Here is a 22973-nt window from a genome sequence, read left to right as displayed (position 1 = left end):
CGGATATTATGCATACATGGGTCTCATCTGATGTGAAAACAGCGCATATTTCTCGATCGCCTGCGCCCGGGTGGAAACTTCGAGTTTAACATAAATCTTCCGCAGATAATTGTCAATGGATCGGCGGCTTACATCGATTTCCAGCGCGATTTTATCGTAGGTGACCCCTTGAACAATTTGTTCCATAATAAAACGCTCGGTCGCAGTCAGCTTCAATACGGCGCCGCTCTCATCGGGCGGGCAAATCGGTGAAACCATTGTCCCCAGCCATCCGAGCGGCATGGACAGAAACCCCTCGCGTAATCCTGCAATCAGCTGCAGCAGTTGGCTCGGCGACGCCCCTTTGGATAGGAGTCCGCTGGCACCCAGCTTTAAGAGCGGCTGAAACAGCTCTCTGCCCTCTCTGTCGGTCATCACGACAAAATGGGAAGCAGGAGCACTCTTTTTCATCTCGGGCAGTATCGTCTCAATCAGATCATCCGACATGCAGTAGTCAAGAAGCACCAGTTCCGGCCGATTTCCCCGCACTATCGCGGCTCCTTCCGTCCAATTACTGTAAGTTCCTAGAACAATCAGATTTCCCGCTTCTTCCAAAATCAATTTCGTTCCCAGCATACTCGTGGGATGACAGCCCATAATCACTACCTGCCAAACCTTCATCATTAAAGCCCAAACCTCCTGATACTATGTAATTTACCCAGAACAATACGTATGTCGGCACTTTCCGGATAATGTAAGATGGGAAGCGATCTCGTGATGTACTCCGCCTTTTTTCCTATACGCTACATACAATGGATGCATTGCGAATCTAGTGAAATTGTAACGCCCCCCTTCTAAGGATGCAATTATTTTTTTCCTGATTCTTCCTCTCTCCGTTTTGCGAAACTAGCATAATTCTGGTAGAATAAGGACTCACAAAAAGGTTCGAGGTGATTATGAATGCAGCCGTCAATGGAATCGCCAGACGCGTATAAACGACGCGCCGCGACGAGAAACGGCTCCTCCGTTAAATGGTTTCTGTTGTTCTGGCTAGCCGTGATTGCAGCCTGCGGCTTCACCGTGTACAGCTACATGAATCATTTGAAGGACCAGATGCTGCGGCAGCTGTCCGCACAGAATCAGCAGCAGCTAACCCTGCTTCAGTCGGATTACGAGAAGAAACTATCGGTATTATCGAAGGAAATCAGCGAGCTGCAGGACAAAGTACAGTCGTTTAATGAACTCCTTACTTTTACCAAGGATAACGCCAGCACCAAGACAGACAACAGCAATAAGCTGTATACTCAATTAAGCGAAGTCCGCAAGCAGCTTGACGCCTTACAGAAAGAGATGGATCTGTTGAAATGATAACACCGGTCAAAAGAGTGAACCGTTTCTTTATGCTCGTTACCGCGCCGTTCATCGGCCTTCTGCTGTGCCTGTCGCTGTACAGGACGTCGCTTACACTGGATCTGGGAACGCAGCGGTTCTTGCCTTCCGCAGGTCCAGTACAGCTGACATCCGGGATCAAAGGCCAGCTCGACACCGCGCAGGCCTCCGCCGCCCACACGATGAAATCGGTGAGCGCCAGTGCGAAGCTGTATAGGGAAACGACTGCTACAATGAACGCGCTTGTGGATAAAGCTGTGACTCAGGCGAGCCGTCCAGCATTGATATACAACCGGCGAATTACGGCCAAACTCGGCTTCCCATTCGATGTCATCAACAGCAGCCGGATACGAATCGAGTTGTACCGGGTGAATCCCGGTGACTATACAGGCTATGCAATGAAGATCAAGCTCAGGGACAAGGCGGCGATGACCATGAGCCTTGGGCAGGAAGGCCTTGGAAGCTCGGAAACGACCCTTCAAGCGGTCAACCGGTACGGGGCCGTCGCCGGCATTAACGCAGGGGGCTTTGCCGATAAGGGCGGCAGAAGATACCCGCTCAGTACCACGATCGTGGAAGGTCAGTATGTAACCGGCTTTGAATCCAGTTTTAAAGACTTAAGCTTTGTAGGGCTGAGCAAAGAAGGACGGTTGATTGGCGGGAAGTTTTACAGCCGTGAGCAGCTTGACAAGCTGGAACCGGCGTTCGGGGCTTCCTTTGTGCCTGTGCTGCTGCGGGATGGCCTCAAGACGGAGATACCCGTAAAATGGGAAATGTCCCCAAAGCGGGCGCCGCGCACTGCGATCGGCAGATACAAAGACGATCAGCTGCTTATCATCGTTGCCGAGGGCTACAATGAGAGCGGCAGTTCCGGAGCCACACTGGAGGAGCTTCAAGATAAGCTGTACCAAATGGGTGTAACAGATGCGTTTAATCTGGATGGCGGAGGTTCTTCGTCGCTCGTATTTGACGGAAAAGTCGTAAACCAGCCGTCAGACGGCACTCTTCGGCGGGTGCCGACAAGCTTTTTATTTTTCAAATAACTGAACCAATATTGATATCTATGCGGCAGATCACAATATCATTTATTTTTATTCACAGCCCGGATATAATAATGGTAATGACAATATTTCCATTCGGAGGTGTGCGCATGTCGTTCTCACTGACCTTTTGGATTATCCTCCTTGTATTTCTGCTGTTTCTGACCGGTATTCTCACCGCCTCATATAATGACGACAAGACTAAGGGCCTCTAAAGGCTGAGCTTCCTTCGGATAACGAAGGGAGCTTTTTTAATTTTGGAAACAGCAGAGGGGGAATTCTCATCACCATTAAATCCACATCAGCCAAAAGAAAAACGCCGCAAGGATGCGGCGCTCTGCTTCCGGCGAGTACGCTTGCGGCATGAAGCGTTCCGGGAAGATTCTATATTTTGCTTAAGCGTGTCTTTGCAGTTGGGTCATTTCGCTCAGACACTGGCCGCAAATATAACGTTCCTTATATTCGCTAACCTCGTCCATGGAACCGCAAAATACGCATTTGGGACGATAACGCTCCAAAATAATATGATCGCCCTGAACCAAAATTTCAACAGGGTCCCCCTCATTCATTTGATACCTTTTACGAAGGGATTTAGGCAGAACAATTCTGCCGAGCTGATCCACTTTGCGCACTACACCAGCAGGCTTCATCTAACGCACACCTTTCCTATTCAACTGATTTAGAAAATACCATGATATTTCCATTCCATATGACTATTTCGATATAAAATTGTCGAATCCTGCTGATATAAATAAATTTCTGTAACTTCTTTAGGTCAGACCCGGAAAGTTCAGCTGACGGAGCGCTTCGTATACAATAATTGCGGCAGAATTAGACAAGTTCAGCGATCTTACATCTCCGGTCATCGGCATACGCATCGTTGTTTCCCATCCGGCCTTAAGAATATCCTCAGGCAAACCTTTCGTCTCTTTCCCAAATACAAAAAAGTCGCCGTCTTGAAAAGTATAGTCGCTATACCGCTTATCCGCCTTGGTCGTTGCATAAAAGAAACGGCCCTCCGGGTACATCTCCAGTACTTCTCCGAAGGAATCGTGATATTCAATGTGAACGGCATGCCAATAATCCAGCCCTGCCCGTTTCAGGGTAGCATCATCGGTACGAAAGCCAAGGGGCCGCACCAAGTGCAGATGGACGCCTGTAGCCGCGCAGGTGCGTGAGATATTCCCCGTGTTGGCTGGAATCTCCGGCTCTACTAGTACAATATGAAGTGCCATGAAAGTATCTCCTCCTGTTCCAAGTTCTCCGCACAATAAGAACCCCCCAAAGCGAAGCCTGCGCATAAGCGATTGCTCCTGTTACTTTGCGGGGGATTTCGAAAGATGTGTTCATTCGTTTAGAAGACCTCCCGCCGGCGGCGGAAGGTCTTTAAATTCCTGCTAAATGGTTAGATTAACCTTGAGTCTTCTGGAAGTGATTCATGAAATCGGTCAGCGCTTTGATGCTCTCATAAGGAACGGCGTTATAGATGGAGGCGCGTAATCCGCCAACGCTGCGGTGTCCCTTGAGACCGACGAAGCCTTCCTGCTCCGAAGCCTTAATGAATTTCTTCTCCAGCTCTTCGGATTCCATCCGGAAGGTCACGTTCATGATCGAACGGCTGCCCTGCTCCGCTACACCGCGGTAGAATCCGCCGCTGGCGTCGATCGTGTCATACAACAGTCCGGCCTTATCGCGGTTCTTCACTTCGATTCCGGCCAAGCCTCCCTGCTCTTCAATCCATTTAAGCACTTGATTAACCATATAGATCGAATAAGATGGCGGTGTATTGTATAGAGAGTTATTCTTATAATGGGTGCTGTAACGCAAGATTGTCGGAATGTTGGAAGGAGACTCGGCAATCAGCTCCTCCTTAGCGATCACGACGGTTACACCCGAAGGTCCAAGATTCTTCTGTGCTCCGGCATAAATCAGTCCGAACTTGTTAATATCGAAGCTGCGGCTCAAGATATCGCTGGACATATCCGCGATCAGCGGAAGAGCTCCGGTATCCGGGAATTCCTGATATTGGGTGCCTTCAATCGTCTCGTTGGAAGTAAGATGCAAGTACGCGGCGTTATCGGCAGGCTTGATCGATCCAAGCTCCGGAATAGCCAGGAACTTCTTGTCTTCGGACGTTGCCGCAACATGAGCTCCGCCTGCGATCTTCGCTTCCTTGAACGCTTTGTCAGCCCAGCTGCCTGTCATTACGTAGCTGCCGACCTTACCCTCGGAAAGGAAGTTCAGTGGAATCATCGCGAACTGAGTGGTGGCTCCGCCTTGAATGAACAATACTTTGTATCCTGCCGGATTGCCCAGAAGTGAAAGCAGACGTTCCTGCGCCTCATTGTGTACGGATTCGTATACGGCTCCACGGTGCGACATTTCCATAATTGACATCCCGGTCTCCCGGAAATCGACGAATTCGGCTTGTGCGCGCTCCAGCACCTCAAGAGGTAATGCTGCCGGGCCGGCGTTAAAATTATAAGCTCTCTTGCTCAAAATACTCCCACCCTTTCTCTTCTATCAATATGGTTATGATAGCAATAATCTAACATGGCAGCAAGTATAATTATTCACATATTCGCGTATTTACATCCCAAATGGGCAAGAACTCCGAAATTTGCCACTTTAATGCATGAATTACAAAATAATTAACCAAATTTGTTGGATTCACAACACTACGCACCAATAGATGATATACGAATCAATCGCATTATTGCCAGAACAGCAGGGACTTATGCACTAGTCGCACTTAGGACGTCCTATTTTGAATTCGGAAACGGCAAGTTGTAAAAATATCATAAAAAAGAAGCCATCTCACATTATCTGTGAGAATGGCTTCTTGTGGAGAGCAAGCGTTCCGTCTGCACGGAATGCTTATTATTAATTCTTATACATCGAAATACAGGGAGTATTCATGCGGATGAACACGGATGGCTACTTGTTGAGCTTCGCCGCGTTTCAGTTCGATGTAGTTGTCGATGAAGTCTTTTGTGAAGACTCCGCCTTCTGTCAGGAACTCATAGTCAGCTTCCAGAGCGTCCAGCGCTTCGTTCAGGCTGCCTGGAACACTGCGGATTTTTGCTTTTTCCTCATCAGGCAGTTCGTAAATGTTCTTGTCGAGCGGGCCATAGCCAAGCTCAACCGGATTGATCTTCTTCTTGATGCCGTCCAGACCAGCCAGCAGCATTGCGGAGAAGGCAAGGTAAGGGTTAGCCGTGGTGTCCGGAGTACGGAACTCGATGCGACAGCCTTTAGGAGTTACAGCAGCTACCGGGATACGAACAGCTGCGGAACGGTTACCTTTGGAGAACACCAGGTTAACCGGTGCTTCGTAACCAGGAACCAGACGTTTGAAGGAGTTCGTGCTCGGGTTGGTCAATGCGATCAGCGCCGGAGCATGATACAGGATACCGCCGATATAATTCAGAGCCATTTCGCTCAGGTTAGCATATCCGCCTTTTTCATAGAACAGCGGGCTGTCGCCGTTAAAGATCGATTGGTGAACGTGCATGCCGCTTCCGTTATCGCCGAAGAGCGGTTTAGGCATGAAAGTTGCCACTTTGCCGTATTGACGGGCAGTGTTTTGCACGATGTATTTGTAAGTCAACAGGTTATCGGCTGTCTTCTTCAGTGTATCGAAGCGGAAGTTGATCTCAGCTTGTCCAGCTGTAGCAACTTCATGGTGATGGCGCTCGATTACCAGACCGGCTTCAGCAAGCAGACGACACATTTCGCTACGGATATCTTGCTGAGTATCAACCGGAGCAACCGGTACATAACCGCCTTTGATGCCAACTTTGAAGCCGAGGTTGCCGCCTTCATCCTTACGGTTCGTGTTCCAGGCCGCTTCTTCGGAATCCACGAAGTAAGAGGAGCTGTTCATTCCGCTCTCGTAACGAACGTCGTCAAAGATGAAGAACTCGGATTCAGGTGCGAAGAATGCCGCGGTTCCTACGCCGCTTTTTTGCAGGTATTCTTCCGCTTTAACAGCGATACCGCGCGGGTCACGCTCATAACGCTCGCCGTCAGGAGTGAAAATGTCGCACATAATGTTGAGCGTAGGGTGCGCGGTGAAAGGATCAATATATGTAGTGCTTGGATCCGGCATCATAACCATATCAGACTCTTCAATTCCGCGGAAACCGGTAATGGAAGAACCGTCAAAAGCTACGCCATTCACAAAAGTCTCCTCGTCAACAGCAGCAGCCGGCAAAGCAATATGATGGGCCCGTCCACCCAAATCAACAAAGCGGAAATCCACCCATTCAATGTTGTTCTCTTTAATCGTTTGCAGCACTTTTTCAACCGACATTAAATTTTCCTCCCTAAGTTCCGAACATTAAGCCGTACCCACCATGCAAATGTTCTCGGTTTAATTTTAACTGTCGTCATTATAAAACTCAAACCTTACATCGTCAATGCTTATGTAAGGTATTTTTTATGCCAATGTAAGATATTCTTACGCTTTCGTGAATTATTTATTCAGGACCCACAAGCGATAAATTCCACTTTAAAAATACAGCAAACAGCCCTTCTTCCACTAGTTAAAGCTGGAAAAAAGGCTGCCTGTATTAAGAGGCGTTTATTTAACGGAAATTGCTTCCTGGGTGGAGAATTTCTTGCCGACAAGCGGTGCCAGCTTCTCCAGATCCTTGAGCAGATTGCTGAACTGATCCGGGAACAGGGACTGAACGCCGTCACCCGTCATGGAGTTGTCCGGATCGGTATGCATTTCGATAATCAGGCCGTTGGCTCCTGCGGCAACGGACGCCTTAGCCATAGGCTCTACCAGTTCGCGGCGTCCCGTTCCGTGGCTCGGGTCGGAAATGACAGGAAGGTGGCTGAGGCCCTGAAGCACCGGAATAGCCGACAGATCTAGCGTATTGCGGGTGTAAGTCTCGAAAGTGCGGATACCGCGCTCGCAGAGCATAACATCACGGTTGCCGCCAGCCAGGATGTACTCAGCCGCATTCAGCAGTTCGTCGTATGTCGCGCTGAAACCGCGTTTCAGCAGCACGGGACGGCCGCATGTTCCAAGCGCGCGGAGCAGATCAAAGTTCTGCATATTCCGCGTGCCCACTTGGAGAATGTCGGCGTATTCCGCGCACACGTCAACATACTCCGGCGTCATGACCTCGGTGATGGTCAACAGGCCGTGGCGCTCTCCCGCTTCCGCCATCATCTTCAGACCTTCCACGCCGATCCCTTGGAAGCTGTAAGGTCCGGTGCGCGGCTTGAATGCTCCGCCGCGAAGAATCTGCGCTCCCGCCGCTTTTACCAGTTTTGCGATTTCGTCGATCTGCTCAGGAGATTCCACTGCGCACGGACCGCCCATGATCGCCAGATGCTCTCCGCCGATCTTGACTCCCTTAACCTCGATGACCGTGTCGTCCGGATGAAAGTCTCTGCTCGCCAGCTTGTAGGACTTGGAGATTTTAACCACATTCTCCACGCCCTTCATTTGGCGAAGATGCTCGGCAAGCTTCGGGTTCACGCTGCCCACCAGACCGATAACCGTGCGGTCCGATCCTTTGGACAAATGCACCTGCAGGCCCTCCTTCTCGATCGCTGCGATAATATCGTTAATTTGTTCCTCCGGAGTTTGATTCGATGTAATAACGATCATCTGATTCCTTCCTTTCCAATCCTGTATAGTTTAATGTTTGATTGTTTGCATTCGCTATTTTACTACGACGCTTTTAAGCTTTTATGCTTTTAATCACTAAAGCAATTCTATGCGATAATCTGTTTCCCGTCAACCCCTTCTGCAAAATAATTATTCCAATAGCAAGAAGTTTATCATGGCAATTACAAAAAATAAATATGTAAACGCCCTAAGCCGCTAGCGACATAAGGCGCTGACACTGAAAAATCGAAAAACTTATGATTGGGAGGACTGACCGGCTTTGGCTTTGACCGGCGGCAGCAGCTTTGCCATGTTGACTGTACGCTTAATCTCCCATGTGTCTGGATTTGCCGGATCATACTGCTCCAAGTACGCTATGACTTCCTTCGTGATTGGCGTCGGTGTCGACGCGCCCGAAGTGACAGCCACTTTCGAGATCCCCTTCAGCCACTCAGCCTTCAGCTCCGATACGTCAGCAATCCGGTGGGCCGGAACACCTGCTATCTCCTCGGACACCTGGGCCAGCCGGTTGGAATTGTTGCTGCGCGGGTCGCCGACAACAATGACAAGATCGGCCTGACCAGCCTGTTCCGCTACGGCCTCCTGCCGGATCTGCGTTGCCAAACAAATCTCGTTATGCACCTCGGCGCCGGGGAAAGTCTCCAGCAGTTTTTTCATAATATGCTTGATATCCCACTGGCTCATCGTCGTCTGGTTTGTAATGACAATCTGGGAATCAGCCGGCAGGGTCAGAGAGGATATCTCCTCTTCCTTTTCGATCAGATGCACATGCCCGGGAGCGATACCCATGGCGCCTTCCGGCTCAGGGTGGCCTTTCTTGCCGATGTAGATAATTTCGCAGCCTTCCGCGACCTTTTCGTGAATAAGATCATACGTCTTGGTTACATCCGGACAGGTGGCGTCGACGGTCGTCAGCCCTTTCTCACGCGCTCTCCTGCGTACCTCCGGTGAAACGCCATGCGCGGTGAAGATGACGGTTCCGCTGTCAATCTTGTCCAATATTTCCAGGCGGTTGCTGCCGTCGACCGTAATTATACCCTCATCCTCGAAAGCGTGGGTAACGTGGCTGTTATGGACAATCATGCCCAGGATATAGATCGGCCGGGGGAGATCGAGATTTTTAGCGGCCTGACGGGCCATGACCATGGCATCAACCACACCGTAGCAGTATCCCCGGGGAGAAATTTTGATAACTTCCATTGCTTCACCAACCTTCTGTTCCATTATATCCTACTCAAGCGGAGCGGCAAAGAGCAAGGGTAGCCAAATCACGAACGTTGTGCCTTCGCCCTGGCGGGTGACTACCTCAACCGATCCTCCGTGCTCATCAATGATCCATTTGGCGATGGACAACCCGAGTCCGATGCCTTCGGTAATGCCGCGAGATTCATCCGCCCGGTAGAACCGGTCGAAAATATGCGGTACCTCGTCTTTTTCCATCCCGATGCCGGTATCCTTAACCCGGATGCCTACTTGATGCTGATACACCACCGCGTCGAACGTCACTTCTCCGGACGGCGTATATTTGAAGGCATTGTCAATGAAAATGAACAGCATCTGCTGCAAATAATCCTTGTTGCCCAGCACATATTTGCCATTAAGGCCCGACAGGTCTCCCGTAATCCACTCCGCATCCCGGGGGAGGAAAGCGGCGCGGCGAGCCACCTCGTTCATCATCGGTTCTAGCGCTATCGGCTCCTTCTCGAAGGTACGGCCCGTATCGGCTCTGGCCAAAGACAGCATATCGGCGACCAGCCGGCTCATGCGCTTCGCCTCGTCCGCGATATCATGTACGGACTCCACCGAAATTTGTCGTATTGCCGCTTCATCCAGCGAAGGATTTTCTCCAGGCTCAAGCTCCCATACCTTTTGAAGCAGTTCGATGTTGCCTCGAATAGTCGTCAGCGGCGTGCGAAGCTCATGCGAAGCATCCGACACGAAACGGCGCTGGGCCGCGTACGAATCCTCCAGATTTTTGTAAAACCCTTCCATACGGCCCAACATACTGTTCACCGTCCGGATCAGCCTTCCGATTTCATCTGGCGGCCCGTTGTATTCGATCCGTACACTGAGGTCGTTGCCTGTCTGAATGCCTTCGGCGGCTTCAATTACCTTGCCGATCGGGCTCATCGCTTTGCGGGCCAAGAATAAGCCGAAGGTAAAGGCTGCAATCAACGTGGCAAAGGAGCCTGTGATCAGGATCGTCTTCAGCCGGTCCAGCAGTTTGTCCTGTTCCCCGGTATATGCCGCCATTTGCAGAACGGCCGCTGGATTGTTATCGTAGCCCTGGACATTGACCGCCTTTTGATAAATCAAAAAATGGTAGCCTCTGTAATAGGCATCTTTAAATTCTTCAACCTTGAGGTTCTGCCGGGCCGGAATATCGAACCGCAGATCAATATTTTTCAAACTCAAACTCTGGATAAAATCTCCGCTATCATAGAAGTACATTTGCCCGTACAAATTCTGGGCGTCCAGGCGTTTATCGAAGACAACGTCCAGCGATTCGCCTTTCGCCTGATCCCGGAGCCTGTCTTGTAGATCCCCGTACGTATTAATATAGAAAAAACCGAAAATGGATGCTGAAAAGGCCAGCAGCATGACGGCCAATATGCCCGAATACCATGCGGTCAGCCGCAGCTTGATCGACATCTTAGTTGTCACCTCTTAGGATATAACCGGCTCCACGGATCGTCTGAATGAGGCGTTTGCCCCCGTGTTCTTCGGTCTTTTGGCGCAGCATGGCGATATAAACCTCCAGCACATTGGATTCGCCGCTGTAATCATAGCCCCAAATCTTGTCCATAATCAGGTCGCGGGACAGCACCCGCTTCGGATTCTGCATAAACAAATGCAGCAGCTCGAATTCTTTTGCCGTCAGCTCCAGCCGTTTGCCGCCGCGCGTTACTTCCCGGGAATCGACATCCAGCACAACGTCCTCGTAGACAACCGCCTGCTCGCTGCCCCCAATTTGTTCACTTTTGCGCCGCAGCAGCGCTCTCACCCGCGCCAGCAGTTCTTCCAGCGCGAACGGCTTCACCAGATAATCATCCGCTCCGAGGTCCAGACCTTTGACCCTGTGCTCCACCTCATCCTTGGCCGTGAGCATCAGTACGGGAACGGTGCTGCCGCCCTCTCTAAGCCTCCGGCACACCTCAAAGCCATCCACCTGAGGCATCATGACATCGAGAACAACAACATCCGGATCGCTGTTCAGCACGGCCCGCAGGCCGTCCGCCCCGTTGGACGCCGTCTTTACGTCATAACCCTCAAACGCCAGTCCCCTACGCAGCATGGAAATGATTTTTTCATCATCGTCAATAATCAAAATATTCGGTCGCATGAAGCCGCCCCTTTGTCAATGTTCTATATATCTCTATTTTAGCAGTGAATGCTTTGCCGCGCACATCTACGACAAAAGCGGAAGGGCCGCCCCTCCCGCTTTTCGTGTACCGCCTGATTACTGCTGGGTCTGTGCTGTATTGAAGTCGTTCTTGTTGCCGATCGTTACCGACAGATCCAGACTTTTGCCGTCTCTGACGACATTAAGCGTAATTTTGTCTCCGACCTTTTTGGTCTTGATGAAGTCGATCAAGTCCTGGCTAGTCGCATATTTCGTTCCATTAGCGCCGGTAATAATATCGTACGGACGCAGGTCGGCAGCATAAGCCGGCGATTTGTAAATAATCTCGGCTACAACGGAGCCTTCCTTGATATTAGTGCCCATTTGCTTCGCCACTTCATCGGTAATCGTCATCAGCGAAGCGCCGATAAATGGAACCGGATCTTTAGGGATGGCTTGATTCGCCTCAAGCTTGTCGACAACTTCCTTAATTTTATTGACCGGTATGGCGAAGCCAATACCTTGCGAATCCGTGCTGACGGCAACGTTCATGCCGATGACCTGGCCGCTTGCGTTAAGCAGCGGTCCGCCGGAGTTGCCGGGATTGATGGAAGCGTCCGTCTGCAGCAGATCCGTATAATTGCGCGTACCGTTGCCTTGTTCTTCGTTGATGTCAATGCTCCGGCCTTTCGCGCTCAGCACCCCCGCAGTAACCGTATGGTCAAAGCCCTGCGGGTTGCCGATTGCCACGACCTCCGAGCCTACCTTGATGGCGTTCGAGTCGCCGAGCGGCACGGTCGGGAAATTGTTGTCCCCTTCGATCTTCAGCACCGCGAGGTCCAAGTCCGCGCTGGACCCAAGCAGCTTTGCTTCATACGGCTTGGAGTTGCCATCGACGGTAACCTGGATAACGTCGGCATTCTCAATTACGTGCTGGTTGGTCAGAATGTAACCCGCTTTATCGTATATAAATCCGGTGCCGATGCCGTAAGGCGTCAGCTGCGAATCCGAGCCAGAGCCGCTGCCGTTGTTCTGCTGGGACTGTCCGGACGAATTGCCACCGAATTGGTCACCAAAGAAGAATTGAGAGAATGGATCATTCAAGTTCGGATTACTTTGGCCTCCGCGGGAAGCCGATTTTACGAGCGTCTCAATTTTGACAACCGCCGGTCCCGCTTCGTCTACGACACTGGAGACGCCTTGTGATCCGGTCACAAGCCCCGTCGTTGAAGCCGACGCTGCCACTGAGGCGCTCTCGTTGGCCGCCTTGCCCTGTGAACTCAAGGCCACTGTTGCCGCTTGATCTCCTGTGAACCAGTTCCCACGGTCAGCCATGAACATGGAGCCTGAGAGCACAAGCATGCCTGCAAGGAAGGAAAGGACTGCGGTTCTTACAGGCTTCTTTGGCTTCTGATTGAACTGCCAGCCGTTTCCTCCGTCCGAACCGCTTCCGCCGCCATTACCGTTGCCTCCTCCATAGCCTCCGCCGTGACCCGTGGAGCGAAACGAATGATAAGGAACCGGCTTGACCGGTTGGGGAGTAGTGACTTCTACCCGTTCCGGCTCCCTCCGGCTATAATGCTCCACGCCGTCCGTATTCTGCTCATTATGATTAAGGGATTTAAAAGGGCCGTACGAATAATAGTAGGATGAATTCGATTCGGGAGACTGTCCGTCCTTGTTCCACTCCCGGTCCGGCGATTGTTTCTCAAAACGATCGCCGCCATCGCCGTTATATCTGTTCTTGTTCTCGTCCATTGTTTTACCCTCCCGCGCCCTGTCCTTACGGACAAGGAGTCATTTTGCTTTCTTGGGTATATTTTGTACTTCAAACCTTAAACCGACATTAAAAACAATTTAAGCGAAGATAAAACATTAACGAGATAGATATACAAAAAAAGCCCTGCGCGCCTTTAACTTAGCGCCGGACTTCATTGGACAAGCCTATTCTTGCAAAACTGCGGAATCATAGAGTTTAAGATTGCAAAAGCCATCTGTGTTTGAAATCGACTGACGACCTATCCCTGTGTAACCCATCCCTTGCGGTGCGCATAGATGGCAAGCTGCGTGCGGTCCTCCAGTTCGCATTTCATCAGCAGATTGCTGACATGCGTCTTGACCGTCTTGATGCTGATATGCAGTTCCTCGCCGATATCCTTGTTGCTCTTGCCTTCCGCAATCAGCAGCAGTACCTCCCTCTCCCGCTCGGTCAGGCCGGATGAATCATCCTGCACCGTACGCTGGCGGATGCCGCGCGTCAGCGCCTGCGACACATCGCCGGTCATCACCGGCATGCCGCGGTACGCCCCCTGCAGCGCATAAATCAGTTCTTCCGCCGACACGGTCTTGAGAACGTAGCTGACCGCGCCCGCCTCAATGGCGTCCACTACAAGATCATCCTCAAGGAAGCTGGTCAATATTACGATTTTCAGCCCCGGAAACTCGGACAGCACCGCACGGGTCGTCTCCACGCCGTTCATGACCGGCATCATCAGATCCATCAGGATCAGATCGGGCAGCCCTTCCTCGCCCCAGGAACGCAGCAGTTCGAGCGCCTCCTGTCCGTTTGACGCCTCAGACACCACCTCAAACATCGGCTCCAGCATCAGATAGGTTTTGAGCCCCATACGCACCATATCATGGTCATCCACCAGCAGTATTTTAATCGCGCTCATTCGCCGCTTGCCTCCTCTTCCCCTTCTTCTTTACTGGCCGCAAGACCGCTTGCAGCGGATATCTCTCCGCCGTTCCCCTGAATAAACTTCGGGATATGTACGCGGATCGTCGTGCCCGCTCCCCTGCGGCTGATAATTTCAACCTGGCCGCCAAGCTTCTCCGCGCGTTCCCGCATCGTCGTCAGGCCGTACGATCCCTGTTTGCCATGCGCAAGCTCGAACCCCTGGCCATCGTCGCTGACGCTAAGCGCAACCTGCCTCGGACCCTCGCGCAGAGACAGGCTGACCAGGCGCGCTCCCGAGTGCTTCACGATGTTCGCCATCGCTTCCTGGATAATCAGGAACAGCTGATGCTCGATCGCCCCGGACAGCTCGCCCTGCAGTTCAAGCTCCTTAATACCCTTCAGTCCATTCTGCCGGCAGTAATCCGGGAACCATTTCTCCAGCGCTTCGAACAGGTCCCTGCCTTCAAGCTCCACCGGACGAAGCTGGGCGATCAGCGCACGCATCTGCTTCTGAGCCATCTGCGACATGGTGATCAGCTGGTCCATCACCGTCCGCCCCTGTTCTTCATTCCGCTCAAGCACCTTCGGCAGCGAAGAGGCGGACATATGAATGGCGAACAACTGCTGGCTCACCGTATCATGCAAATCCCGGGCCATCCGCCGCCGTTCCTCAAGAACCGCGCTCTCCGCCGCCTTCTCCTTTTCAACAACCTCCTGCTCGCCCAGACGCTGAAGCAGCTTCATTTTGTTCTCGACCGCATCCATCATAAGATTGAACTCATGATAAACTCTGGCAAAAGAAGGATCATCGCTCTCCGGCATCCGAACGGAAAGATTGCCTTTGGCTACCTTCAGCATATTGAGATCCAGATGATCAATCCGCCGCTGAATCCGCTGCACGGCCATATAGCCGATAACGGCGGTAAACAGCACGATGCCAAGACACAGGTACACCCACATCCGGTAATCCTCGACTTCGATATAGCCCAAGCAGCTTCCGGCGTACATCAGCAGGGCCGTCACACTTCCGCAGAGCAGGAAATAAAGCAGCAGCACCCATTTTGTATTTTTAAAAATCGTCCCCATCCGCTAGCCCACCGTCTTAACCTTGATATCTCCGATAAAAGCGCTGACATTGATGCGGATTTTTTTGCCCGCTTCCTTATAATAAGGCGTCTTGCAGTGAACGGAGCTCATAAACCCGCTGCGCGAGTGGTCCAGCACTTCCATATCGCCGATGAAGGAGCTGCTGTTGACGGTAATACCGAGATCCATGTCATCTGGTATATAGACTTTGAGATCACCTATAAAGGCGGAAAGATTGATCTTCGTCTCGCCGTACGGGATTTGCGCATTGGTCAGGTCAAGCACCGTATCACCGATAAATTGGGAAATATTTGTATTTTTGAGCTGAAAATGCTCGCGTCCCATGTGGATATCACCGATAAAAGTGGAACGGTTCGTCGTTTCTTTGCTGTCGCTATGGCTCCATTCATGCCCATCAAAATGTCCGCGTTTGCGTTCAAACCGTTCCCAGCGCTCGCTATTTCTGCGTTCGTGGCGTTCCTCCCGCTCCTGGCGTCTGCGTTCATGACGATCCCTGTGTTCTTTCCAGCGCGGGTCGGCCTCGCGACTCTCATCATCCTTGAGCGGATGACGGTCCCAGTCGGTCGCTCCGGCTTTCCCTGCAGAACTTCCGATCGAGCCGCTCTCTTCCCTGGGTCCGCCGAATTTACGATCAAATTCTTCATCGAATGTCGATTCCAGCGGCCGTGGCGGCTCAATGTTCTCCCCCGACTTGTCCCCCGGATAAAACTTCGGAGGGGCTGGCGGCGGTTCCGGCGGTCCGGACCGGCGCGGTCTAAAGATGACCATTAGTCCGCCGACGATCAGTGCGACTGGAACGAGCATGGTGAAGAAATCACCGGCGGAAAGGTCGAACCAGCCCAGATTCCGTCCCAAAAAATACACGCCCAAGGCTAGAAAAAACAGCGTACCGATAGATGAAAACCCTCTGCCGCCGCCTCCCAGCAGCCGCTGACAGCCTATAATAATCAGCACAACCGGCCAGAAATTGGAGAAAAGGTAACCGATATCTATGTCCGCATATCCCATCTGCCGGAGCAAAAACAGCACACCGATTCCGATTAGAATCAGGCCGCCGAACACCTGGCTGGCTATATGTCTTCTCATTTGTCATTTCCCCTTTAGCTTATTGTAGCTGTATTGCCTTATGGCCTTAGTTTACAACAGGCTCCACCCGGTTAACAGCGGCGAGGGAATGAAAACCTTCTCGGTCTTCAGACGGAGGGGCTGAGAAGTCATTACCCGGTACGAGGCAAAAACAAAAATGCCCCGCCTCTAACGAGACGGGACACGGTTCGGCCTAAGCGGCCCATGATGCTTCAGGTGAGTGAGGCTTAAGCTTGCGGTTTTTGAACCGGCTTGGCGATGCCAGCTTGCTTCGTTGCTGCGTCATTCTCAGTTGCAAACTCGGTGTTGTATTTTTCATTCGGTGTCTTGTAGTTTTCTTGAACCTTCGGTTGTTGTTTAGCCACGTTGGTCACCTCCCTTTGCTCTCATCCATGGCGTTAAAAGCGCCAATCGGAGACGAATCAGAGGCTGATTTCTGTGCCCCAGTTCGTATTATGGCAAGGCAGGCTGAAGATTATACTAGCCCATGTGAAACAAAGTTCATGAACCGCCCAAATCAGACGATTTCTTCCAGCATTTCCTGCGGTAAAGTACCGTAAGCCCGAATGACTTTTCCTACATTCTCCAGCATAGCTTCCGTACATTTACCGCTGCCGCGCTTGATCAGCTGGACCTCCACCAGTTGTTTTCCCCATTCCCTGTATACCTGTTTAGTTGTTGAAAAATAAAGATCAATCTTATGCCCTTTGATCGCCGATCCGGTGTCCGCGACTATCGCATAGCCGTACCCTGGCACATATAAAATGCTTCCCAGCGGCAGCACCTTGGGATCTGCGGCAATGGTCGAAACGGCATGCTTGTCTCTTCGTACCTTGACGCCCGAGTAGGTGATGCCGTATTCCGGGTGACTGGGGCGTTTACCGGTCGATTCGAAGCCCGCCGTATACCCGGTCGCCGTCATCTTGAAGCTGCGGATGATTTGCTCCGGTGCCGGAGCGGCTACGGGAAAGGAAGACTGGTTGTTAAGTTCTTCGGAAGGGTTACGCGGATACGTCTGCGAGACAGGCACAGCCGCAGCCGCTGGCTGAATGGATGGTAATGCCGGCCCCCGGTCCGCTTCGCGTCCCGCCTTCGTATATATGAAGGATAGTGCAACCAAAAGCGCAAAGGTAACGAAAATACACCAAGACCTCTGCCAAACACCCATTTTGTTCATCATGAAACCTCCCCCTTATTAGCGAAGGTTTCCCGTTTCCCAAAAATTTATACATGAAGCGGCATTGGCCGCCTCACAGGATGTTGACAGAGGTCTTGTTTTGTCTTGATTTGTCTTAATTTGTTAGGTTAAAAAATGGCCTTGGTCGAAGCTTCAGAAGCCAGGCTCTCGATCATCTCGTCAAGCGGCTTTGCCCCAATATCGCCTTCGCCGCGTCTGCGGACGGAAACGGCGCCGCTGTTCTTCTCGTTCTCTCCGACGATGAACATGTACGGCAGCTTCTCAAGCTGGGCTTCGCGGATCTTGTAACCAAGCTTTTCATTCCGCAGATCGGCTTCGGCTCTAATGCCGCGGCGGCGCAGCTTGTCGATTACCTCGTTCGCATAGTCATCAAAAGCGCTCGACACCGGAATAACCTTTACCTGCTGCGGAGACAGCCACAGCGGCAGCGAACCCGCAAAGTTCTCCAGCAGGAAGGCTACGAAACGTTCCATTGTTCCCAGAATGCCGCGATGCAGCACGACCGGACGGTGCTTCTGTCCGTCATCGCCGACATATTCCAGCTCAAAGCGCTCCGGCAGCAGGAAGTCGATCTGTACGGTCGAGAGCGTCTCTTCCTTGCCGAGCGCCGTCTTGATCTGCACGTCCAGCTTCGGACCGTAGAACGCGGCTTCGCCCTCCGCTTCATAGAACGGCAGCCCGGCTTCTTCGACTACCTCGCGCAGCATCCGCTGAGCGGTTTCCCACATCTGGTCGTTCGGGTAGTATTTCTCAGTATCTGCCGGATCACGATAGGACAGCCGGAAGCGGTAATCGTTGATGCCAAAGTCGCTGTACACCTGTTTCACCAGTTCAAGCACACGGGTAAACTCGCTCTTAATCTGATCCAGGCGGCAGAAAATATGCGAGTCATTCAACGTCATGGAACGGACGCGGTGCAGACCGGTCAGCGCGCCGGACATTTCGTAGCGGTGCTGAATGCCAAGCTCGGCAATCCGGATCGGCAGGTCACGGTAGCTGTGCATCGAGCTCTTGTACACCATCATATGGTGCGGGCAGTTCATCGGGCGCAGCACGAATTCCTCGGTGTCGATCGTCATCTTCGGGAACATATCTTCCTGATAATGCTCCCAGTGGCCGGAGGTCTTGTACAGCTCGACATTACCTAACACCGGGGTGTAGACATGCTGATAGCCAAGGTTCGCTTCCAGATCAACGATATAGCGTTCCAGAATGCTGCGCAGCTTGGCGCCCTTCGGCAGCCAAATCGGCAGGCCCTGACCTACCAGGTTATTGAACGTAAATATCTCCAGCTCCTTGCCGAGCTTGCGATGATCGCGCTTCTTCGCCTCTTCGAGCAGGCGGAGATGCTCATCAAGCTGCGCTTTCTTGACCCAGGCGGTGCCGTATACGCGCTGCAGCATTTTGTTCTTGCTGTCGCCGCGCCAGTACGCCCCTGCAACGTTCATGAGCTTGAAGACTTTGATTTTGCCGGTCGAAGGAACATGTGGCCCGCGGCACAGGTCGAAAAATTCGCCCTGCTCGTACAGGGTGATCACACTATCCTCAGGCAAAGCCTCAATAAGCTCAAGCTTGTACGGGTCGCCAAGCTCCCCGAAAATTTCAAGCGCCTCCTTGCGGCTGACTTCCTTGCGGACAATCGGCAGATTCTCCGACACGATACGCTCCATTTCCTTCTCGATCTTCTGCAGATCTTCCGGATTGAGCGGATGCTCCAGATCCATGTCATAGTAAAATCCATCCTCAATTGTCGGACCTACGCCGAGCTTAACCTCTTTGGCGCCGAACAGCCGCTTGACGGCCTGGGCCATCAGGTGGGCGGCGCTGTGCCGCATAACCTCAAGTCCATCCGGAGAATCAAGCGTCACGATCTCCACCAGATCTCCTTCACTCAGCTTGGCGGACAAATCAACGATTGCCCCGTTCAGCTTGCCGGCGGCGGCATTCTTGCGCAGCCCGCTGCTGATGGAAGCCGCCACATCGTCGATGCTGCTGCCTTCCGGATATTCCCGGACCGAGCCGTCCGGTAACTTAATGCTTACTGCCATTGTCATTTCCTCCTCGAAATCGTGGTAAGCCTATCTCAGCGCAGTCAGCCGCGCAAAGCTTTACGGAACGGATATATCCACGCATACAAAAAACACCCGTCCCGCATAGGGACGAGCGTCTGCACCCGTGGTTCCACCCAAATTCAATTCCGCCAGCGGAATCCTTATTCAGCATGGGAATAACGGCCATGAACCGGCGGTTCTTACTGTTTCTTATGCGGAAGAGACAACCCGGATCAGCCGGGGCGCTTCGCCAAGAAAGTTCATAACCGCAGCTACAAAGGGGTAAACCGAACACCGGATTCCGAAGGAAATTGCAGCGATCTTTCCTCTCTCTGGACGGACCTGGAAGTCGATTCATGTCTTTGTCAATGCTATTCGCGTGAATAATGTGTAATTATAAATCCTAACGGCCGTTCCCGTCAAGCCGCCGGGTCAACAGCAGCTCTGCTCAGAGCTGTTCATCATGCGGCTTTCGATCAGGCAAGCGGCCAGCGCGCTTCAGGCTCTCCCGCAGCAAATACTCGATGTGTCCGTTTACACTGCGGAACTCCTCCCCCGCCCAACGCTCCAGCGCTTCATAGAGCCTGGGATCAATGCGCAGCGGAAAGTTCTTCTTGGCCGCCATGATAAGACCGCCTTAATACAACGAGCCGGCGTTAATAACCGGGTTCGCTCCGCGCTCGGATACAATGGCCACCATCAGATTGTTGATCATAGCCGCCTTCCGTTCTTCGTCCAGCTCTACAACACCGTTCTCCTTAAGCTGCTTGATCGCCATATCCACCATGCCGACCGCACCCTCCACAATGATCTGCCGCGCCGACAGAATGGCCGAAGCCTGCTGGCGCTGAAGCATGGTGCTGGCGATTTCAGTGGAATACGCAAGATGCGTCAGGCGCGCCTCCAGAACTTCGACCCCCGACAGGGACAGCCGGTCCTGCAGCTCCAAGGCCAGTTCCTTGGCGATTTCCTCTGCATTGGCGCGCAGAGACATGCCGCTTCCGCTGAAGCTGTCGTAAGGATATTTGCTCGCCACATGGCGAAGCGCCGTCTCACTCTGAATTTCAACAAATTCCATGTATTTATCAACATCGAACAGCGCTTTTGCCGAATTGATGACCTTAAACACGACGACAGCGGCGATCTCGATCGGGTTGCCCTCTATATCGTTTACCTTCAGCTTAACGCTGTTGAAATTGCGGACTCTAAGGGAAACCGTCTTACGCTTGCTGAGCGGAATAACGGCCCACATACCGCTGGCCGAAATCGTCCCAACGTATCTGCCGAAAAAAGTGACCACGACCGACTTATTGGGCTGCACCACCGTAATGCTTGTCGCGAGCACCCCCGCAGCCACGAATAAAATGACAGGCACTACATCATAGCCACGGGCTGCTCCGTAAACCCCACCACCCAAGCAGATGACAATTATAGCGATAATCCAGAAGCCGTTAATGGGACGAAGCATTTTTTCTTGCATAAGGCACCTCCAAAAAAGATATGTATTTGATACTTAAATGATATCACTATTGGATATCGTTGTAAATCTTTAATTCCATCCAACTGAAGGTTACGAAAAAAATCACAGATGTCTTCCCGAATCTTCCTATACTATAGATTTGATAGAGAATTCTTTAATTAAGCGTTTACACGTGAGGAGGTGGATAAAGCAATGAGCGTGAAGGAACAGGTGTTGGAAACGATTAAATCCGCCGGCAAACCCGTTAGCGCGGGGGAAGTGGAGAAACTCTCCGGACTGGACCGCAAGGAGATCGACAAGGCCTTTAACGAGCTTAAAAAAGAAAACGCGATCGTTTCCCCGGTCCGCTGCAAATGGGAAGCCGCTGAATAGAATCATGGAATCCGCTGGAAATCCGTCCGGATACCCTTTACGATGATACTCCTTGGGGCGCAATTACCTGGACATGCCTCGACTCAATAGCCGTCCCAATGGGCAGATCCGAGTGAACGAATCCCATCAATATGCAAAAGAACCTTCAGAGCCACTATAAAAGTGGAGCTGAAGGTTCTTTATTAAAGCCGCAGCCATTTAATTCTGCATCACAAAATCGCGCCGCACTCCCGAGGAAGCGTCGTTGAATACTTTCAGAATATCGTACTGCGTGTTGCGCTGCGCCGGGATTTTGCCAGCCTCACGGATGATTTGCAAAATCGACTCGATGTTAACCTTGTACGTCGCGCCCGCCGAGGAAACAACGTTCTCCTCAATCATTGTGCTGCCGAAATCGTTGCAGCCGTATTGCAGCGACAGCTTGCCAACCTCTGGCCCCATCGTTACCCAAGAGGATTGGAAGTTCTCGATATTGTCGAGCACAAGCCGGCTGATTGCCACCGTCTTCAGGTATTCTTCCGGACTCTGACGCTCCAGCTTCAGATTCGTATTATCCGGCTGGAATGTCCAAGAGATAAAGGCCAGGAAGCCCTCCGAATTGTAGTTCTTCGCAATGCATTCGTCCTGGGCTTCACGGATGCGCAGAAGATGCAGTGCCCGCTCCTCCATGCTCTCCCCGAGTCCGATCACCATCGTTGCCGTCGTATTCATGCCGATTCGGTGCGCCGTCTGCATAACCTCCATCCAGTCGCGCCACGGGCCCTTGAGCCGGCTGATTCTTTTCCGTGTCCGGTTATCCAGGATTTCCGCTCCGCCTCCGGGAAGTGAATCCAGACCCGCCGCATGAATCTGGCGCAGCGTCTCTTCCAGCGTCAGGCCGGAAATCTCCTTCATTTTCATAATCTCCGCCGGGGAGAAGGAATGCATCGTGATGCCGGGGAATCGCTCCTTGATGTTGCGCAGCAGATTCGTATAATAACTGAAAGGAAGATCGGGATTCGTGCCTCCTTGCATCAGGATCTCCGTTCCGTCCACGGCGATGGTCTCTCTGATTTTTTCAAAAATCGTCTCATCCGGCAGGACGTAGCCTTCCTCTGAGCCAGGTCTGCGGTAAAAAGCGCAGAATCGGCAGTACACATCACATACATTCGTATAGTTTATATTGCGGCCGATAACGAACGTCGTCACCGGCTCGGGATGCCATCTTTTCATTATGATATCCGCCGCAGCGCCCATTTTCTCAATCTCGTTGCTCTCAAACAGTCTGACCGTATCTTCAACTCCAAGGCGTTCGCCCTGCAGCGCTTTATTCAAAATTTGATCGATCGCGCCCATCGTTTGCACCCTCCTTTTACAACCATGCATAATAAATCCATAAAATTTGTATGACAAAGGAATATGTCCGTTAATTCATCGTATCACAATCCGCTGCGGTTAAAAACCGTCTTTTTCGTCCTATGCCCTGTAAAAGGCACAAAAAACCCGCAAAACGGGTTGAATTTGCAGCATAGTAAGGCGTATTTGCACGAATCAAGAAGAAACGGCTGCGCCGTCCTTTTAGGGACGGTACCGTTTCTCGTAGAAATATAAGATCCTCT

Annotated in this window: 22 protein-coding genes; 3 read left to right on the top strand and 19 right to left on the bottom strand. The window is 51.9% G+C overall.

The genetic code is table 11. From position 1 onward, the window contains the following. Positions 1–6: 6 nt before the first annotated feature. Entirely contained in the window at positions 7–663 is a 657-nt protein-coding gene (locus tag VK70_RS05075; protein ID WP_025694278.1) for a response regulator transcription factor, read from the bottom strand. A 276-nt stretch (positions 664–939) separates the two neighbouring features. Here VK70_RS05075 and VK70_RS05070 point away from each other — a divergent pair, with 276 nt between their 5' ends. Both VK70_RS05070 and VK70_RS05065 read left to right on the top strand, forming a co-directional pair. Further along, a complete protein-coding gene (locus VK70_RS05070) occupies positions 940–1347 on the top strand; it encodes a hypothetical protein (protein ID WP_025694279.1) in 408 nt (135 codons plus the stop codon). Next, on the top strand, positions 1344–2411 hold the full coding sequence (locus VK70_RS05065; protein ID WP_046722932.1) for a phosphodiester glycosidase family protein: 1068 nt from the start codon (positions 1344–1346) through the stop codon (positions 2409–2411). The genes VK70_RS05070 and VK70_RS05065 overlap by 4 nt, the downstream gene beginning before the upstream one ends. Positions 2412–2803: 392 nt before the next feature. Here VK70_RS05065 and VK70_RS27030 read toward each other — a convergent pair whose 3' ends face one another. The 17 genes from VK70_RS27030 to VK70_RS04985 all read right to left on the bottom strand — a co-directional run bounded on the left by VK70_RS27030 (position 2804) and on the right by VK70_RS04985 (position 21003). Next, positions 2804–3058 (bottom strand): AbrB/MazE/SpoVT family DNA-binding domain-containing protein, encoded by a 255-nt coding sequence (locus tag VK70_RS27030; protein ID WP_081754729.1) that lies wholly within the window; start codon positions 3056–3058, stop codon positions 2804–2806. 120 nt (positions 3059–3178) lie between these two features. Further along, positions 3179–3643: a tRNA (uridine(34)/cytosine(34)/5-carboxymethylaminomethyluridine(34)-2'-O)-methyltransferase TrmL gene (gene trmL / locus VK70_RS05055; RefSeq protein WP_025694282.1), complete on the bottom strand. Its 465-nt coding sequence runs from the start codon at positions 3641–3643 to the stop codon at positions 3179–3181. A gap of 175 nt (positions 3644–3818) precedes the next feature. Then, the gene (gene serC, locus VK70_RS05050) at positions 3819–4910 is read right to left on the bottom strand and encodes a 3-phosphoserine/phosphohydroxythreonine transaminase (protein ID WP_179945333.1); all 1092 of its coding nucleotides are present in this window, start codon (positions 4908–4910) and stop codon (positions 3819–3821) included. A 388-nt stretch (positions 4911–5298) separates the two neighbouring features. Next, on the bottom strand, positions 5299–6723 hold the full coding sequence (gene glnA / locus VK70_RS05045) for a type I glutamate--ammonia ligase (protein WP_025694284.1): 1425 nt from the start codon (positions 6721–6723) through the stop codon (positions 5299–5301). A 270-nt stretch (positions 6724–6993) separates the two neighbouring features. Continuing rightward, positions 6994–8037, bottom strand: a complete 1044-nt coding sequence (gene aroF, locus VK70_RS05040; protein ID WP_025694285.1) for a 3-deoxy-7-phosphoheptulonate synthase — start codon at positions 8035–8037, stop codon at positions 6994–6996. Positions 8038–8292: 255 nt separating this feature from the next. After that, a complete protein-coding gene (locus tag VK70_RS05035) occupies positions 8293–9258 on the bottom strand; it encodes a 4-hydroxy-3-methylbut-2-enyl diphosphate reductase (RefSeq protein ID WP_025694286.1) in 966 nt (321 codons plus the stop codon). Positions 9259–9288: 30 nt separating this feature from the next. After that, on the bottom strand, positions 9289–10710 hold the full coding sequence (locus VK70_RS05030; protein ID WP_025694287.1) for a sensor histidine kinase: 1422 nt from the start codon (positions 10708–10710) through the stop codon (positions 9289–9291). Position 10711: 1 nt separating this feature from the next. Continuing rightward, complete coding sequence (locus VK70_RS05025; protein ID WP_025694288.1) at positions 10712–11401, bottom strand: response regulator transcription factor; 690 nt, start codon at positions 11399–11401, stop codon at positions 10712–10714. 117 nt (positions 11402–11518) lie between these two features. Further along, on the bottom strand, positions 11519–13159 hold the full coding sequence (locus VK70_RS05020; protein WP_025694289.1) for a S1C family serine protease: 1641 nt from the start codon (positions 13157–13159) through the stop codon (positions 11519–11521). 260 nt (positions 13160–13419) lie between these two features. Then, positions 13420–14076 carry a response regulator gene (locus VK70_RS05015; protein WP_025694290.1) on the bottom strand — a complete coding sequence of 219 codons (657 nt, stop codon included), beginning with the start codon at positions 14074–14076 and terminating at the stop codon, positions 13420–13422. Further along, the gene (locus tag VK70_RS05010; protein ID WP_025694291.1) at positions 14073–15167 is read right to left on the bottom strand and encodes a sensor histidine kinase; all 1095 of its coding nucleotides are present in this window, start codon (positions 15165–15167) and stop codon (positions 14073–14075) included. The genes VK70_RS05015 and VK70_RS05010 overlap by 4 nt, the downstream gene beginning before the upstream one ends. Positions 15168–15170: 3 nt before the next feature. After that, a complete protein-coding gene (gene liaF, locus VK70_RS05005) occupies positions 15171–16274 on the bottom strand; it encodes a cell wall-active antibiotics response protein LiaF (protein WP_025694292.1) in 1104 nt (367 codons plus the stop codon). A 227-nt stretch (positions 16275–16501) separates the two neighbouring features. Beyond that, complete coding sequence (locus VK70_RS28220; protein WP_155986865.1) at positions 16502–16639, bottom strand: hypothetical protein; 138 nt, start codon at positions 16637–16639, stop codon at positions 16502–16504. 152 nt (positions 16640–16791) lie between these two features. Continuing rightward, on the bottom strand, positions 16792–17454 hold the full coding sequence (locus VK70_RS29320) for a 3D domain-containing protein (RefSeq protein WP_052755980.1): 663 nt from the start codon (positions 17452–17454) through the stop codon (positions 16792–16794). Between the two features lie 125 nt (positions 17455–17579). Beyond that, positions 17580–19520, bottom strand: a complete 1941-nt coding sequence (gene thrS / locus VK70_RS04995) for a threonine--tRNA ligase (RefSeq protein ID WP_025697099.1) — start codon at positions 19518–19520, stop codon at positions 17580–17582. Between the two features lie 451 nt (positions 19521–19971). Then, on the bottom strand, positions 19972–20148 hold the full coding sequence (locus VK70_RS27025) for a type II toxin-antitoxin system antitoxin (RefSeq protein ID WP_036590522.1): 177 nt from the start codon (positions 20146–20148) through the stop codon (positions 19972–19974). A 12-nt stretch (positions 20149–20160) separates the two neighbouring features. After that, a complete protein-coding gene (locus VK70_RS04985; RefSeq protein ID WP_025697100.1) occupies positions 20161–21003 on the bottom strand; it encodes an SPFH domain-containing protein in 843 nt (280 codons plus the stop codon). Positions 21004–21195: 192 nt separating this feature from the next. On the opposite strand from VK70_RS04985, the gene VK70_RS04980 reads away from it, so the two are divergent. Beyond that, positions 21196–21375: a transcriptional regulator gene (locus tag VK70_RS04980; protein ID WP_025697102.1), complete on the top strand. Its 180-nt coding sequence runs from the start codon at positions 21196–21198 to the stop codon at positions 21373–21375. Between the two features lie 198 nt (positions 21376–21573). On the opposite strand, the gene mqnC is transcribed toward VK70_RS04980, so the two are convergent. Then, entirely contained in the window at positions 21574–22710 is a 1137-nt protein-coding gene (gene mqnC, locus VK70_RS04975; protein WP_025697103.1) for a cyclic dehypoxanthinyl futalosine synthase, read from the bottom strand. Between the last annotated feature and the right edge of the window lie 263 nt (positions 22711–22973).

This window comes from Paenibacillus durus ATCC 35681, from assembly GCF_000993825.1.
GTDB lineage: Bacteria > Bacillota > Bacilli > Paenibacillales > Paenibacillaceae > Paenibacillus_AQ > Paenibacillus_AQ durus_B.
Note: the sequence above shows the minus strand (reverse complement) of the source record. Positions and strands in the feature narration are given on the sequence as shown.